We start from the raw sequence: 14,879 nt of genomic DNA, 5'->3' as shown, positions 1-14,879 counted from the left end.
GCAATGAACAACGAACGATCAATGATGGACGATCGACGATGGACGAAGGACGATGGACGATCGTCGTTGCTACTGCGCCGGCTCGAGGTCTTCAGCGGATGCGGTCTCTGCTTCCGATTCTTCCCCAGCTTCTTCGGGTACATCCGGCACTCCGGTCGCATCGGCGGCGGGCCCGGTGAAGAGGTCGCCCTGGTCGGTGCCGGCGCCCAGCTTCTCGAACTCTTCCACGCTCGGCAGTTCGTGGACGTCTTTCAATCCAAAGCGCAGCAGGAAGTCTTTGGTCGTCTTATAAAGGATGGGCCTGCCCACCACCTCTTTGCGTCCGGCGGTGGTGATGAGCTTGCGATCGATCAGCGTCCCGATCACGGCGGAGGAATCGACGCCGCGGATCTCGCTGATCTCGGGTAGCGTGACCGGCTGCTTGTAGGCGATGACGGCGAGCGTCTCGAGCGCTTGCAGCGAGAGCCGTACCGGCGCCTTGAGTGATTTGGCGAACGTCCGCACCACGTCGTGATGCTCGGGCTTGGTCGCCATCTTGTAGCCGCCGGCGACCTGGCGGATCTCGATGCCGCGATCGCCGAGCGAGAACTCGTGCGAGATCTCGTGGATGGCGCTGCGGATCGCGTCCTTGAGCGCGGCCAGCTTGGGATCTTTCGGCGCCTTCTTCTTGCTCTCCGGTTTGCTCACCGGTGTCCCGGCTATCGGTTCAGGCAGAGGGACATCGACCACATCCTTGAGCGCGTTCGCCATCTGGTCGATGGTGACCGGCTCTTCGGCAGCGTAGATGATGGCTTCGACTTTGCCTTTGAGCGTGCTCATGATCTGGCTTTTCTCTGCTTCCGCGGGGGACGGGACGAGTCCCGTCCCACTCCACGACCCTTCGGTTATCTCCAATCGTCCCTCACAGCGGCCTGTTCGGCCATCACGGTATCGAACATCGCGTGCTTCTTGATCAGGATGTCGCCAAACACGCGGTCCTGCCGCAGCAGCACCGCTTGCAGCCGCACCAGCTCCAGGATGGCAAGGAAGGCGCAGATGAGCGCGCCGCGCGAATGCACCGCAGCGAGCATCTGCTTCAGCCGCAGCGGGCGATCTTCGAGCATCAGGCGGCGGCGCATGTAGTCGATCATCTCCGAGACCGTGACCGTATCCTCATTCACCTGCATGATCGGACGGTTCTTCGCGCGCTCGAGGATCTGCTGGAAGGTCTTCACCAGATCGATCATGTCCACGGCGAGCTCGGCGTCAGCGCCTTCGTCGTCTTTGAATTCCTTGAGCGACGGATTCGACCACGTCGCGCCCTCGAGCTCTTGCTTCTGCAACAGCATCTGCGCGGCGTTCTTGTACTTTTCGTGCTCGAGCAGCCGATTGACGAGCTCGTTGCGCGGGTCATCCTCGTCCTCGGGCGCGCTCGGATCGCGCGGCAGCAGCATGCGCGACTTGATCTGGATGAGCACGCTCGCCATGTAGATGAACTCGGCGGCCACGTTCACGTCGAGCCGCTTGATGCGCTCGATGTAAGCGAGATACTGCGCTGTGATGGTGGCGATGGGGATGTCGTAGATGTCGATCGACTGCTTGCGGATGAGGTCGAGCAGCAGGTCGAGCGGGCCGTCGTAGACTTCAGCCACGCTGACGGCAAAAGGGAAGTCATTCGCCGGCTTTTGCGGCGGCGCTTGCGGCTGCACCCCTTGCGTCTCGGACATTAAGGTTATGGTAGCGCGAAGTGGAATCAGGTCAGGTACTTTTCTTTTCCACAGACTTCGCGGCGGGCTCGTGATCGCGGCTCATGTTCATGGCGGCGCGGGCCTCGACCATGGTGGCCTCGGCGACCTTCTGCGCTTTTTGTGAGCCGGCCTCGAGGATGTCCCATGCCAACTTGGGATCGTTCTCGTACTGCTGGCGGCGCTGTTGCATCGGAGCGAGCAGTTGCACGAGCGCGTCCGCGGCCCAGCTCTTGCACTCGATGCATCCGATGCCGGCGGAACGGCAGCCAACGTCGACCTTGGCGATGGTGTCCGCGCTCGAAAATATCTTGTGCAGGTCGCCGACCGGACACACGTCGGGATTCCCTGGGTCGGTCCGCCGGACGCGCGCCGGGTCGGTGACCATGGTCTTCAGTTTCTGGCGGACGACGGGCTCGGGATCAGTCAGCATCACCGTGTTGCCGTACGACTTCGACATCTTGCGGCCGTCGGTCCCGGGAAGCTTGGGCGACTTGGTCAGCAGCGGCTGCGGCTCGGGAAAGACGGGGCCACCGCCCTTCGTTATTCCAGGACGTCCGGGATAGAAGCTGTTGAACCGGCGCGCGACCTCGCGCGTCAGCTCGACGTGCGCGACCTGGTCCTGTCCTACGGGTACATATCCGGCCTGGTAGATAAGGATGTCCGCCGACTGCAGCAGCGGATAGCCGAGGAACCCGTAGGTCGAAAGGTCTTTGTCTTTCACGTTCTCGCGGATCTCTTTGTACGAAGGCACGCGCTCCAGCCAGCCCAGCGGCGTGATCATCGAGAGCAGCAGGTGCAGCTCGGCGTGCTGCGGCACGTGCGACTGGATGAACAGGGTCGATTTCTTCGGGTCGAGTCCCACGGCAAGCCAGTCGAGCACGATGTCCACCGAACTCTGCTTCACACTCGAGGTGTCCGCGTAATCGGTGGTGAGCGCGTGCCAGTCGGCGACGAAGAAGAAGCACTCGTACTCGGCCTGCAGCTTCACCCAGTTCGCGAGCGCGCCGACGAAGTGCCCGAGGTGCAGCTTGCCGGTGGGCCGCATCCCGCTCAAAACGCGCCGATTCTTCGTGTCGGACTTAGCCATGGATACTCCGCAGGATCCCGAACAGGATACCCAAGATCGGAGCCATCACCATCCACAGGTACTTGCTGCCCCAGATCATGAAGAGGATGAGGCCGACCATGCCGGCCATGTCGTAGATCCGGCGCATGTCTTCCGGCATGAGGTGGCGAATGACGTGGCTACCATCGAGCGGGGGCAGCGGCACCAGATTGAAGACGCCGAGCAGCACGTTGATCAGGATCATGTTCGCAAGGAACAACGTGATGGGGAACGCGATGGTCATCTCGCCGGCGTAGGCGAGCGATTCGCGCGCCACCATCTGCTGCAGCGCGAGGGGGAAAACGTCGCGGGCGTTTGCCGACACCGCCAGCACCCCGGCGAGGACAAAGAATGCGATGCCGACCAGCATGAAGTTCGAGGCTGGCCCGGCGACCGAAGTCATGATGTCCGCCTTCACCGGTTCCTTGAAGTTGCGCGGATCGACCGGCGTGGGCTTCGCCCATCCAAAGACAAAGCCCGTGCCCGAGAGGATGAGCATCGCAGGCAGGATGATGGTGCCGAACAGATCGATGTGGCGGATGGGATTGAGCGAGACGCGGCCCAGCAGCCGCGCCGTCGGGTCACCGTAGCGCGAGGCCATCCATGCGTGCGCCGATTCGTGCACGCTGATGGCGAGCAGCAAGACCACGACTTCAAAAAAGATCTGCAGGTGCTTGGGTTCCATACGCCTTCGCTGACACCAGCTACTTCTTCTCCGCCGCTCTCCGCTTATCTTCGAAAGCCCGCTTGGTCTCTTCCGGCGCGATCGTCTTCACCTTCACCGTCTTCGCGGGGATGCCGGCGACGATGTGGAAACGCTCCACATCTTTCGACGCCACGCCCATGGAACCGACCATGCCGTGCTCGCCCACCGTCACGCCGCTCAGCACGGTGGCGTGATACGTCACGCGCGCGCGTGGACCGATCTCCGTCTTCACCTTGTCCACGATCATGCCGTCATTCAAGTCGTGCGCGTGCGAATAGACGTTCGCGAAGTCGGAGATGGACGAGCCCTCGCGGATCACGATCTCGCCGCGGTCATCGAGCAACACGTATTTGTGGATGGTGCAGTTGTCTTCGATGGTGAGGTTGTAACCGTACGAGATCTCGACGCCATGGAAGATCTTCACATTCTTCCCGATATGCTTGAGCACGTGCTTCGCGATCATCGCGCGCACGCGGAAGCCGAGCCAGTGGTTCAGCCCGACCGGCGAGCGGTCATACATCATCCAGAACCAGATCAGCGGCTTGCGCTCGGCATATTTCTGCGCATCCACGTCGCCGTAATATTCTGGTTCGAGCGAGGCATTGCGCGGATCGAAGCTGTGGGTCTGGGCCTGCTGCGCCAGTGGTATCTCCGCCGTGGGCGGCGCGTACGGCCGGCCCAGGTAAAGTTCATGCAGCGCATCGCGCACGGCCACCGACCGGTGGTCGGGATCGCGGTCAGCGAAAGCGCCGTCAAGCTGGGCTATCCACGCGCTGTACGCGCGTTCGGCGGCGGGTGTGGGCTGGATGTTGCGATATTCGTAGCGCGGCATCTGCCTTCCTGGAGTGATGATCGCGGAGACCTAGACGATAACACAGCGGTCTTGGCGCCTACATTTCGAGCACGCCGTGGCGGCGTGAAAGCCCTACCCTCTACTTCTGCACCAGCGTGGTCTTCCCGTTCGTCACCGTAGCCGTCTGGATGCGCACCGGCATGCGGAAGCGCGAATCGAGCGAGGCTTGCGGGACTTTCGCCTTGATGTAGTGGTCGAGGAAGAATTCCAGCGCGAAGCGCGGTACCTCGTGGCCGTCGAGCCACACGTTCTGCACGTGGACGTTGCCCATGCCGTCTTTGCCCCAGACGCCGCAGCGGACCTTCACGTCGTGCACGCCGGTGAAAAGCTGCCACAACATGTTGTTCTTGCGGACGTCGCGCGTCAGCCGGTCAAAATCGATCTTCGCCGTGGCCGTCGCTTCGCCCACCGTCGTAGTGAGATGGATATCGGAGATGCCGTCGGGCGCCTTCAGCCTGCCCGAGTTCATGTAGGCGTCCACCTCCTGGTCGGTCAGCACGGTGGGACGCGGGTCGGGACGCGGCTTCTTCCCATTGTCGCGCAGGTATGCGACCTTGCGCTCGAGCGAGTCGGCGAGAGATTTCTGGTCGCTGGTTCGTGCATCGCCCGCAGCCGCACGAGCAAGCAGGGTAGCGGCGATCAGAAACGCGGTGGCAAGAAAACGCTTCACTGCTTCAACCCAGCCTCGCTATCCGGCGGCGAGCTCACCTGTGGATGTTCCAAGGTTCCGGTGATGGTGTAGCTGCGCACCGGCCCGGCAAGCTTGAAATCGAGAGCGCGCGCGAAGGTGCTCGAGCCGCTGACGGCATAGATGCCCTCGGGCGTCTCCATTCTGCCCGCGGGAAAGGTGAGGCGCGCGCCCGCCAGTTGCACCGTGCCGGTGAAGCGCTTGATGCGCAGCGGTTGCGCGCCCCGCAGCGTCACGTGGCGCAGCATGCCATTCTTCCAGCCGAACTGCAGCTCGCCGGCCGCGCTGGCAGCGAGGTCCGCGGCAGTATCACCGGAGGCGGAGAACTTGTACGCCGCGGAGATCGTGCCCGCGCCCCAGTTATCGCGCATCGCGGCGCCGAGTTGCGCCACGTCCGCCTGCTCGAGCGTGCCCGTGCCGCTGTAGACGGGCGCGTCGCCACTGAAGTCTGCGGTCCATTCGCCGCGCTGCTTCCCGCCGAAGACTTCGGCGGTCACGCCGGCGAGCGCCACCCGGCCGCCGGCAACGTGCACCGTAGTCACCACGTGGTTGATGATGACGGACTTCATCACCAGCCGCGGCGTGGAGAGCGTGCCCTCGGCCTGCAGGCGGCGCAGTCCCGTGGTCTCGGTGGTTCCCACCAGGAAGCGGTACCAGGGATGCACGGCGAAGCGCGGATTGAGCAGGCGGTTGAGGTCATCGAGGTTGAGCACAGGTGAGCTCAGCGTGAAGCGCACCGGACAGTCGACCAGCGTGGAGCAGTCGCGCGGAAGATGCAGGGTGCCTTGCAGCATCACGCTCGAGCCGCTGAAGCTGGCGCTCAGGTTGAATGCGTCCACACCGCTCGCGGAAAACGTCAGCAGCGCACTCGTGAGCTGCAGTGGAGAGTTCACGCCCTTGATCTCCGCGCTCACGCCGCGCAACTGCGCGTTGCCGGTGACCAGCGGCGCGCCGAAACCCTTCCAGTCGCCGCTGAGCGCGACGTCCAGGTGCGCCGTGCCGGTGGCGCCGAGTTGGGCCGGACGCAGTCCGAACGCGGCGGCGAGCGCGGTCAGGCGGCGCAGCTCCGCATCGCCGCGCACGTTCAGCAGGTATGCCTCACGATCGACACGGCCCTCCGCGATGAGTGGCGCAGCCGCGCCCAGCGCGATGGTGAATGGCTGCACCGTCAATCTCGAATTCATGGGCTGGTCCGCGAGCGCAGTCTTCACCTTTGTCTTGGTCGTGAACGGCGACCCTGTCTTGCGTACTGGCGCAGCCAGCGGGTCGGGGAAAGGGCCGAGCACGAAGCGCACCGCGCCCACCTCGAGCGGCGGAGTCAATCCGCTGGCGGAGAGTTGCAGCGCCGAAGTGGAGCCGCCTCCGGTCCACACATTCCTGCCGCCACGGGTGCGGTAGGTGAAGGCGGCGTCCACGTCGCCGGTGGCGGTGAGGTTGGGCAGCATGTCCTTCTTGGCGTGGCGGGCGAAGCGCGCGAGCTCGGCCATGGGAACGTCAGTCGCGCTCACGCTCAACTCCCAGCGCCGGTCGCCAAGCAGGTTTGCGACCATGCCGCGCGTCGCGATCTCGCCATTGCCGCTGGGAAGATGGCAGTCGATGGCGGAGAGCGTCTGCGCATCGCCCAGGTAGCGCGCGGTGCAGCGCGCGTCGGCACTGAAGGCGTCACTGGCAAAAATGTCGTAGCGGCGGAATTCGCTGATGCGCGCACGCGTGCTGAGCAGCAGTTCGCGCGGTGTGCCGGCGACCGAGCCGCTCACCTCCACATCGCCGCGCCATCCGCGATCGTGTCCCCAGATGAGCTGTGTCAGGTTGCCGAGCTGCGCTTTTTCCCACTCGAAGTCGAAGCGCACGGCGGTATCGGCGGGCGCGGCGGCACGCACCGCGCTGCCTTCCACGCGGAGCGTGCCCGTATCGCTCAGGTTGGCGTCGCTGCGGATCGGCCGCGCTTCCAGGCGCATCCGCCATTCGTTCTCGCTCGCCAGCCAGAGCGCGAAATCGGCCTCGCTGAATGCGAACGATTTCTTTTCCTGCCCGAATTTGAAGTTGATGCGGCCATCGGAAGCCGCGACGTACGGGAAGCGCGGACGCGCTTCCGGCCGGCGCTGCGCCGTCGGCGCCGCTTGCACTTGCGAGGCGCGCTCCAGCGGCGCGGTCAGGTTCCACTCGCCGCGCTCATTGCGCACCAGGTTGAGGCTCGGATTCTGCAGCGAGAGTTGCGCGATCTCCAGCCGGCCCTGCCACAGCGATGTCAGCCGGAGGTAGGCGGTGACCTCGTCGGCCCGGACCATGGGCTCCGCGCTGAATGCCGGATCGTCTTCCACCACGAAGTCAGTGATGTCGAAGCCGGGCTGCGGCAGCAGCCGCAGATGGATCTCGCCGAAACTCGCCTTGCGGCCAAGCGCGTTGGAGACGGCGCCGGCGATGCGTCCCTTCAGGCGATTGGCGGTGACCAGCGGAGGGACGAAGATGCCCACCAGGATGAGCACGATGATGGCGATGACGATGCGCGCGCGCTGGCTAGGGAGCTGCATGCATCCGCCTAGCGGACCATGCGCAGGGTGCGCCGCCAGCGCGTCTCATCGAAGAAATGCAGCACCACGTGGCCGATGAATGCCGCGCGTTCGCGGAACGATTGCTTCTGGTATTGGTCGCGCGGCGTCTGGAACGACCAGTAGATGAACATCGGGCGCCCGATCACATTTTCACCTGGGACGAACCCCCAGTAACGCGAGTCGTAACTGGCAGAGCGATTGTCACCCATAGCGAAGTAACTGTCTTTGGGGACGACCAGTTCACCCTGCTCATCCTTGTTGAGCGGCATGAGCAGTTGCCACTCGGGCGTGGGTGGAATGCTCGACATCACTCCCGGCACCGAAGGGAAGTTGTCGCGATACGGCGCGTAGCAGGAATTAACCGTGTCATCGCAGGGCTTCACGTAGGGCTCGTTGAGCTTCTCGCCGTTGCGGTAGACCACACCATCGCGCAGCCGGATGCGATCGCCGGGGATCCCGATGATGCGTTTCACGATGTACATGCCCGGATCGGTGACGGAAAGGAACACCACGATGTCGCCGTGACGGATATCGCGATAGGGAATTACCGGGCCCACCCAGCCCGCCGCGGGAGCGTAGCTCACGCGGTCCACGAAGACGTGGTCGCCGATGAGCAGCGTGTCTTCCATCGAGCTGGAGGGGATCTCGAAGGCTTGCAGGTTGAAGGTGATGATGAACAGTCCGATGACGAGCACGACCGCCATGGAGGAGATGAACTCCATGGCCGTCTCTTTTTGCTTCGGCGCTGTCTGTGTTTTCTCTTCTTTTTTCGCCAACGAAGCTTCCGTCCGGGGCTTCCCGGTCATCGCCGGCCGCGGGGCTAACGCACCGTGCGCAGCACCCGGTCCCAGCGCGTATGGAGGTGGGTCATCGCGTACGCGAGACCCGACAGTGTATCACCCCGCGCGGAGGTCACGCCGGAGGCGCCCGTGTCGGCGCGCGACCAGTAGATGAGCAGCGGACGTCCCACGATGTTGCCACGCGGCACGAATCCCCAGTAGCGGCTGTCCTGGCTGTCGTCGCGATTGTCGCCGAGAACAAAATAGCCTCCCGCGGGAACGATGAGCTCGCCGGCGCTCGAGGTCATGCGGCGCATCTCGAGCCACCAGTGCGCATCCACGTTACCGGGAGCGAAGCGCAGCTCGGGAAAATTGTCGCGATAGTAGTCCTGCTTGCGGTCCACGTGCATCGCGTAGTCGCCGCTCTCGGCGCGGCCATTCACGTAGAGCCTCTTGTCCACGATGCGCACGCGGTCTCCCGGGACGCCCACCACGCGCTTCACGAAATACGTTTCCGGCTTGATGGGATAGTGGAACACGATGATGTCGCCGCGTTCCACCCCGCGATAGGGAAGAGGTTGAAACCGGCCGCCTGCATCCCCTTCCTCGCCCTCACCGGCAAACACGGCTTTATCGACCAGCAGATAGTCGCCGGTCATCAGCGTCTTTTGCATCGAGCCCGATGGGATCTGGAAGGCCTGCGCGATGAAAGTAGTGATGAAGAGCGCCACCACCACGCTCAGCAGCAGCGTGCGCAGCAGGTGCAGCGCGTAGAGATAAGGACGCGCTTCGACCCCGGCGCTCTGGGGACCCGATAGCATGCTACTTAGATGCGGGCGCGAGCTTTTCGAGAGCCTTGCGGGCGGCGATTTGTTCCGCCGCCTTCTTGGTGGAAGCGCTGGCGCGCGCGCGGAATTCCTTGCGCGCCTCGTCTTGCGCTATCACCCGGATCTCCACCGTGAACGTTTTCTGATGCTCGGGCCCCTCCTCCTTCACCAGGGCGTACACCGGTTGTGGACGTCCGCGAGCCTGCAAAAGTTCCTGCAAAGCGCTCTTGTGATCGGTCACGGGAAAGGCTTCGGTGGCCTCCCCGCCCAGCCGCGCCAGCTCCGGCTCCACGATGTGCGCCAGGATGAAACGCCGCGGCGCGTCGAGCCCAGCGTCCAGGTAAAGCGCGGCGAGCAGCGCTTCCAGCGCGTTGACCAGCAGCGCAGCTTTGTGGCGGCCTCCACTCCGCTCTTCGCCATGCCCGAGCCGCAGATACTTTCCCAGTCCGAGCTCGAGCGCCACGCTTTGCAGATGCCGCGCGCTTACCAGGTGCGCGCGCAGTTTAGAAAGCTTGCCCTCGTTGTAATTCGGGTAGCGCTCGACCAGCGCCTGGCTGGTGACGAATCCAAGCACGGCGTCGCCCAGGAATTCCAGCTGCTCGTTATCGCGCTGCGGCGCCGGACGGTCGTCGTCGGGGATAGGATCGCTCTCGTGCGCGTGCGAACTATGCGTGAGCGCCTGCTCGAGCAGTTCGCGGCGGAGGAAGCTATGTCCAAGCGTGGCTTCGAGCGGGCTGAGGTCGAGCGCTTTCATGGCGAGAGGCTGTCGAGCTTAATCCTTCGGCTTGTCCGGTGGCGGAGTCGGAGGTGTCGCTGGTGCCGGCGGCGGCGTGGTCGCCGGCTTCACCGGCGCCGGGGTGGATGCGGCCGGGGTGGATGTGGCCGGAGTGGATGTGGCCGGAGTGGATGCGGAAGATGCGCTCGTGCCCATCAGCTTCTGCAAACGGTCTTTCTCGCGGTGTGCGAGGTCGGCGAGGGGACCGTTGGGCGTGAGCTCTAGCACTTTGTTTGCGGCCTGGAGCGCTTCGGCGTACTTGTTCTGGTGATCGAGCGCGATGGCCAGCCGCAGGTAGACCATCGGATCTGGTTGCACGGTGTTGAGCTGCGCGGCCTGGCGCAGGTTCGGCTCCGCGGCAGCGTAGTTCTGATGATTGAAATCCACCAGGCCGAGGGTGGCGCGCGCCATCGCGGTGAGGAACTGCTTGAGCTGCTGCACCCTCTCTGGAGGCGTGCCGGGTGGGACGACGAGGCTTGAATCCATCATCTGCAGGCCACGTTGCACGTTCTTCGTCGCTTCCGCGTAGCGCTGTTCACGATCCAAATCACCCTCGCGTGTGCCCTCGGCAAGCAGGTTGCCGAGCTCGGTCAACCCGACCGGGTTATCGGGATCGAGTTGCACCGCCTTGCGCCCCATCTCCACCGCCTTCGCGCCGTTATTCGCCTCCTGATACCGGTGCATGAGGGTGTAGTAGAGCAGCGCGCGCAGCTCGCTCCTAGGGAATTTGCTGTCAAAGTCTTTCGCAGCCTGCTCCGCGGCCACCGGATTCGCCTGCGCGATGAGCGCCTTGTACGCCGCATACTCGTCGGGATTCGTCGCCTGCGGTGGACGCTTCGTCCCCGCGGGCTGCGCTGACGGGACGGCGGCTGCTTGCGGCTGAGCGGGAGTCGTCTGCGCCTTGGATGGCGCGCCTCCCGCAGCAGGAGCGAGAGTCTGAGCCAACGGCTGCGCCAACGCCGCGCCGCGGAGAACGCCGAGTGCCAGGCTTACGAGCGCCAGGCTGAGCAGAAGAGTGGCGGCGATGGGTTTGGCTCTCGTCATAACGGGTTCTCCGGTTGTCTTAGCGGCGCGGACTCGGCTGATACGGCTGCTCCAGGCCACGCTCGGCGGCGCTTTTCGTCTCTGGCCGGGCGTCGCCGGCAGCCAGCGCGGCGCGGTAATGCGTGATGGCCTCGTCGCGATGCTCCTGCATGTCCAGGATGCGGCCAAGATAGATGTGCGACCAGGCGACCATGCGCGCGTCGTGGGCCATCTCGATGGTCTGCGCAAAATATTTGCGTGCCGTGTCCGCATCGGCGTTGAGGATGGCGCAGCGTGCCAGGATGAACGCCGCATGCGCCGGGTCGCCGGTGCCCTGGTCGAGCGCGTCCTGCGCGTATTTCTGTGCTCCAGAAACGTCGCCCGCGGCGAGGCGTCCCTCGGCGATATCGAGCGTCTTCTCGAAGGGACGCGCGCTCCTCTTGCCCACGACCTCGTGCTCGGCCTCACGCGCGAATACGATCTGGCGAGCGCGGTGCTTCTCGCTATCCACGTCGATGTAGTGCAGCAGGTCGCCGTAAGCGTCGTTGAAACCGGTGGGCTGCGCCTCGAACCCCTGCAGCCCGTCGTAGAAATAGCGTGTGAGGATGTACCCCTGCTTCATCGCCCGCTCCATGGCGGCGCGGCGTTGGGGTTCGGCCTGCTTGCCGCCCGGCAACGTGCGCGCTTCGATGGCCTGGATCAACGATTCGGTGACCAGCAGCGAGATGTCGTACTTGAAGCTCTCGTCGAGCGGCGCGCTCTGCACGCTGTCGAGCAGCGGCTCGAGGCGCTTCATCGTGTTGGCGCGCTTGAGCGCCAGCGGATCGAGGATGAAGTGCAGGTAGGTGTGGCGCATCTCGCGCAGCGGCAGCACGCCCTCCGCGGTGGGCGACACGATCAGGAAATAGTCGGAACCATAGTTGCGGGAGTTGACCTGCCCCGGCGACTCCATCGGCTCCACGTAGATGGTATAGGTGCGGCCGAGGTATCCGGCGGAGGCAAGCTTCAGGTACATGTCGGTATCGAAACGCATCTTGGTGATGCGCTCGGAGTAGCGGTCCACTCGCGCCTCATAGTCCTTGCGATGATCGCGCCAGATGGTGCGCAGGCCAGCAGTCTCGTAGAAGCGCTGCAGCAGCGGCACGAACCCTTGCACGAACGCGGCGTCGGGAGGCAGTTCGCTCTCGCGCACGATGATCTCGAACTTCGGCGGTTCGCTGAGATAAAGCGCCAGCGAGATGTATTGCGAATGGTTGCGGCTGGTGTCGGGAGGGGTGTGGTCTTTGTAGAAGACGCATATCCGTTGTTGCGCGGTCTGCGCTTCCGGCGAGCGCGCGACGCTTTGCGCGACCTCCGCGCGGATCTGCGCGCGCAGCGGATCGGAGTCAGACAGGTCGGCATCGTAGCCGCAGGCGTTCAGCGCCGCCAGGGTAGCGAACACGGTCTCGCTAACGTCCAAGCGCACCTTGATGGTCTGCTGCGCCGCCGCCCCGGGGGCAAGCGCCAGAGAGAGCGCGACACACAGCGCAACACGCGTCACTAAGCGGGAAAGAGAGCCCAGAAATGCCTCCGAAAAGGGATCTGCATGCAGTGGGGACTAGAGATAGTTTACGACAGGCGTGAGCAGATTGAGTAATCGGGCAAGTGGGTGATTGGGTGATTGGGGAACGCAGGTAGCGGCCAAATTACCAAATTACCCGATCACCAAATCTAGCCTTTCACGTGCACGTTCGAGAACGAGATCACGGCGCGTCCTGGCGCCGGCCGTCCGAAGGAGCGCGCCGGCTGGAAGAGCGTGAAGATCATGATGCTGTCGAGTTGCGGCTCGATCGCCTTGAGGTCAAGGCCCTGAGTCAGCACGCGATAGTTCTCCACCCGTCCCTGAGCGTCGACGTAGGTCTCCACCATGATGGGCTCGTTCACGCCGTCCACCGAGTCGGCCGGCATCGCGGTCAGCTGCGGCGGGGTGTAGCTCATGCTGGGCACCGGCACGTCATTGGAGATGGCCGGGATGGCCCAGGACCCGATGAGCACGCCGAAGAAAACGATGGCGCTCAGCAAGCCCGCGGTCGCCGGCAGCATGAAGGCGCGCAGGCCTTCTTCCGCGCGGACCAGGAAGCCCGCGAACGACCGGCGCTGCTGCTCGGCGCGCGCGCGCGAGATGGCGGAGCGGATGCGCAAGCCCAGCTCGGGCGGCGCCGGGCGCGTGCCCAGCACGGCCACCAGCCGGCGCGTCTGCTCGAGCGCACGATGTTCGGCGTCGCAATCCGCACAGCCGAGCAAGTGCTCGCGCACCGAGCGCATCTCGCTGCCGGCGAGTGCGGTGTCGACATAGCAGGACAACAGTTCCTGCGTCCGCTTGCACTTCGCCGTTTTGTACACCGCCGTTTTGTACACCGCCGTTTTGTACACCGACGTCCCAACCTTCGTTGCGTCGAACTTCATCGCGCTACCTCGACTTCGCCGGCAGGCCGGTTCTGCTTCTTCATTTCCCGCTCCTGCGGCGGCTTCCCAGCCAAACTCTTTGCTTCGTTCATACCCAACCCCGAGTTCATGCCCAAGCCTTCATTCACGCCCAGGCTGGGGCCGGCCTCGCGGACATATCTCACCAGACGTTTCTTCAGCGCCGCGCGCCCCCGCATCAGCCGCGACTTCACCGTGCCCAGCGAGGTCTCCAGCACCTCGGCGATCTCTTCGTACGAAAGCTGTTCGATATCGCGCAGCACCACCACGGTGCGATACGGCTCCGGCACCCGTCGCAATTCCGCTTCCACCCGAGCGCGCACTTCTTCATGCGCCATGCTCTCGAAGGGCGACTCCGCTGGATCGGCCAGCGCCTCTTCCATCCGCATGCTCGGACGCAAGTGGCCGTTCGAGTCGACGTACTCCTCGGCTTCGAGCGAACTCTCCTTGCTCTTGTGGCGGAACCACCAGCGGCGCTGGTTCGAGGCTTCGTGGATGGCGATGCGGTACATCCACGTCTTCAGGCTGGAGCGCCCGTCGAAGCGCTTGATCCCGCGGAAGACCTTCAGGAACACCTCTTGCGTCGTGTCCGCCGCATCCGCCGGATCGTTCAGGATGCGATGCACCACGCTGTAGATGGGCTGATGGTAGTGCGCGATCAGCCAGGCGTAGGCGTCTTCTGAGCCGGCCTTCAGCTCCTCGACCACCGAAGCCTCTTCCGACCGCACCGCCAACGCACTGACCAGTTCGCCCAACTGCCCTGCTCCCGCCATCTGTTCCATGGCTAGTGTCCCCAACTTAGCAGGATGCGAGCGCCCGAACAACAGGTACCCGGAACCGGTTCCCTTACCACTGCTTGCATACCGTGGCCCGTGAAGGAGTTACGTCCTTCACCGGGATAGAACCCACGGGGAGAAGGAAAGTTCCCGGTTATGGGACCCTCAGCACCCTGCTAGTTAGACGCCTGAAACTAGAACGGGTTAACAGGGGAAGACTTGCAGAGGCAAGCTGCGGGTGCCCCACAACTAGTTTTTGGGTGGCGCGTGGTCCACAATGTCTGGGTGCCCCCACCTTTTCGCGTCCGCGAAAGGTGGGATCAGCAGGACGGCGCCACAACCTCGCGTCGAAAGGGGAGACATGCCAGACACCGGAGAAGCTCGAGAAATAAGACGGCTCGTCAACGCTAAGGAAGCCGAAGTCGTTGCGGAATCTAAAAAATTGCTGGCGAAGTTGAAGCCGGCTGATAACCGAGCGGTTGCGGGTCGCGGCGCAAAGAAGAACGCCAAGAAGAAGGGAAGGTAGCAAGAGGCAGGTTCCGTGTGCTCGGCTGGGACACCAGGCCGCAACGCGGCCGAAAGACAATAGCCCAGCCCGGAAGGGC

The 14,879-nt window shown here is 63.9% G+C and carries 15 protein-coding genes; 1 reads left to right on the top strand and 14 read right to left on the bottom strand.

Going from position 1 to position 14,879, the window contains the following annotated elements; translation table 11 throughout:
- Positions 1 to 69: 69 nt before the first annotated feature.
- From scpB to M3P27_06650, 14 genes are all read right to left on the bottom strand, one after another.
- Entirely contained in the window at positions 70 to 819 is a 750-nt protein-coding gene (scpB, locus tag M3P27_06715; GenBank protein MDP9268005.1) for an SMC-Scp complex subunit ScpB, read from the bottom strand.
- Between the two features lie 65 nt (positions 820 to 884).
- Positions 885 to 1,706: a segregation/condensation protein A gene (locus M3P27_06710; GenBank protein MDP9268004.1), complete on the bottom strand. Its 822-nt coding sequence runs from the start codon at positions 1,704 to 1,706 to the stop codon at positions 885 to 887.
- Between the two features lie 31 nt (positions 1,707 to 1,737).
- The gene (trpS, locus tag M3P27_06705; GenBank protein ID MDP9268003.1) at positions 1,738 to 2,814 is read right to left on the bottom strand and encodes a tryptophan--tRNA ligase; all 1,077 of its coding nucleotides are present in this window, start codon (positions 2,812 to 2,814) and stop codon (positions 1,738 to 1,740) included.
- Positions 2,807 to 3,517 carry a site-2 protease family protein gene (locus M3P27_06700; protein MDP9268002.1) on the bottom strand — a complete coding sequence of 237 codons (711 nt, stop codon included), beginning with the start codon at positions 3,515 to 3,517 and terminating at the stop codon, positions 2,807 to 2,809. The genes trpS and M3P27_06700 overlap by 8 nt, the downstream gene beginning before the upstream one ends.
- 19 nt (positions 3,518 to 3,536) lie before the next feature.
- Positions 3,537 to 4,370 carry an acyltransferase gene (locus M3P27_06695; GenBank protein ID MDP9268001.1) on the bottom strand — a complete coding sequence of 278 codons (834 nt, stop codon included), beginning with the start codon at positions 4,368 to 4,370 and terminating at the stop codon, positions 3,537 to 3,539.
- Between the two features lie 100 nt (positions 4,371 to 4,470).
- Positions 4,471 to 5,061 (bottom strand): hypothetical protein, encoded by a 591-nt coding sequence (locus tag M3P27_06690; GenBank protein MDP9268000.1) that lies wholly within the window; start codon positions 5,059 to 5,061, stop codon positions 4,471 to 4,473.
- Positions 5,058 to 7,610 (bottom strand): AsmA family protein, encoded by a 2,553-nt coding sequence (locus tag M3P27_06685; GenBank protein ID MDP9267999.1) that lies wholly within the window; start codon positions 7,608 to 7,610, stop codon positions 5,058 to 5,060. Before M3P27_06685 ends, M3P27_06690 begins: the two co-directional genes overlap by 4 nt.
- Positions 7,611 to 7,618: 8 nt before the next feature.
- Positions 7,619 to 8,353, bottom strand: a complete 735-nt coding sequence (gene lepB / locus M3P27_06680; GenBank protein MDP9267998.1) for a signal peptidase I — start codon at positions 8,351 to 8,353, stop codon at positions 7,619 to 7,621.
- A gap of 98 nt (positions 8,354 to 8,451) precedes the next feature.
- A complete protein-coding gene (lepB, locus tag M3P27_06675; GenBank protein ID MDP9267997.1) occupies positions 8,452 to 9,231 on the bottom strand; it encodes a signal peptidase I in 780 nt (259 codons plus the stop codon).
- Position 9,232: 1 nt separating this feature from the next.
- Positions 9,233 to 9,991 carry a ribonuclease III gene (gene rnc / locus M3P27_06670; protein MDP9267996.1) on the bottom strand — a complete coding sequence of 253 codons (759 nt, stop codon included), beginning with the start codon at positions 9,989 to 9,991 and terminating at the stop codon, positions 9,233 to 9,235.
- Between the two features lie 18 nt (positions 9,992 to 10,009).
- Positions 10,010 to 11,056, bottom strand: a complete 1,047-nt coding sequence (locus M3P27_06665) for a tetratricopeptide repeat protein (protein MDP9267995.1) — start codon at positions 11,054 to 11,056, stop codon at positions 10,010 to 10,012.
- Between the two features lie 19 nt (positions 11,057 to 11,075).
- A complete protein-coding gene (locus tag M3P27_06660) occupies positions 11,076 to 12,575 on the bottom strand; it encodes a tetratricopeptide repeat protein (GenBank protein ID MDP9267994.1) in 1,500 nt (499 codons plus the stop codon).
- Between the two features lie 170 nt (positions 12,576 to 12,745).
- A complete protein-coding gene (locus tag M3P27_06655; protein ID MDP9267993.1) occupies positions 12,746 to 13,480 on the bottom strand; it encodes a zf-HC2 domain-containing protein in 735 nt (244 codons plus the stop codon).
- Entirely contained in the window at positions 13,477 to 14,280 is an 804-nt protein-coding gene (locus tag M3P27_06650) for a sigma-70 family RNA polymerase sigma factor (GenBank protein MDP9267992.1), read from the bottom strand. Before M3P27_06650 ends, M3P27_06655 begins: the two co-directional genes overlap by 4 nt.
- 355 nt (positions 14,281 to 14,635) lie before the next feature.
- Between M3P27_06650 and M3P27_06645 the strand changes: the two genes are divergently transcribed.
- Entirely contained in the window at positions 14,636 to 14,800 is a 165-nt protein-coding gene (locus M3P27_06645) for a hypothetical protein (GenBank protein MDP9267991.1), read from the top strand.
- Positions 14,801 to 14,879: the final 79 nt, after the last annotated feature.

Source organism: Acidobacteriota bacterium, assembly GCA_030774055.1.
GTDB lineage: Bacteria > Acidobacteriota > Terriglobia > Terriglobales > Acidobacteriaceae > JACPNR01.
Note: the sequence above shows the minus strand (reverse complement) of the source record. Positions and strands in the feature narration are given on the sequence as shown.

Coding starts and splice junctions, on each gene's coding strand:
- scpB (MDP9268005.1), bottom strand. CDS start 819: ATGAGCACGCTCAAAGGCAAAGTCGAAGCCATCATCTACGCTGCCGAA.
- M3P27_06710 (MDP9268004.1), bottom strand. CDS start 1,706: ATGTCCGAGACGCAAGGGGTGCAGCCGCAAGCGCCGCCGCAAAAGCCG.
- trpS (MDP9268003.1), bottom strand. CDS start 2,814: ATGGCTAAGTCCGACACGAAGAATCGGCGCGTTTTGAGCGGGATGCGG.
- M3P27_06700 (MDP9268002.1), bottom strand. CDS start 3,517: ATGGAACCCAAGCACCTGCAGATCTTTTTTGAAGTCGTGGTCTTGCTG.
- M3P27_06695 (MDP9268001.1), bottom strand. CDS start 4,370: ATGCCGCGCTACGAATATCGCAACATCCAGCCCACACCCGCCGCCGAA.
- M3P27_06685 (MDP9267999.1), bottom strand. CDS start 7,610: ATGCAGCTCCCTAGCCAGCGCGCGCGCATCGTCATCGCCATCATCGTG.
- lepB (MDP9267998.1), bottom strand. CDS start 8,353: ATGGAGTTCATCTCCTCCATGGCGGTCGTGCTCGTCATCGGACTGTTC.
- lepB (MDP9267997.1), bottom strand. CDS start 9,231: ATGCTATCGGGTCCCCAGAGCGCCGGGGTCGAAGCGCGTCCTTATCTC.
- rnc (MDP9267996.1), bottom strand. CDS start 9,991: ATGAAAGCGCTCGACCTCAGCCCGCTCGAAGCCACGCTTGGACATAGC.
- M3P27_06665 (MDP9267995.1), bottom strand. CDS start 11,056: ATGACGAGAGCCAAACCCATCGCCGCCACTCTTCTGCTCAGCCTGGCG.
- M3P27_06655 (MDP9267993.1), bottom strand. CDS start 13,480: ATGAAGTTCGACGCAACGAAGGTTGGGACGTCGGTGTACAAAACGGCG.
- M3P27_06650 (MDP9267992.1), bottom strand. CDS start 14,280: ATGGAACAGATGGCGGGAGCAGGGCAGTTGGGCGAACTGGTCAGTGCG.
- M3P27_06645 (MDP9267991.1), top strand. CDS start 14,636: ATGCCAGACACCGGAGAAGCTCGAGAAATAAGACGGCTCGTCAACGCT.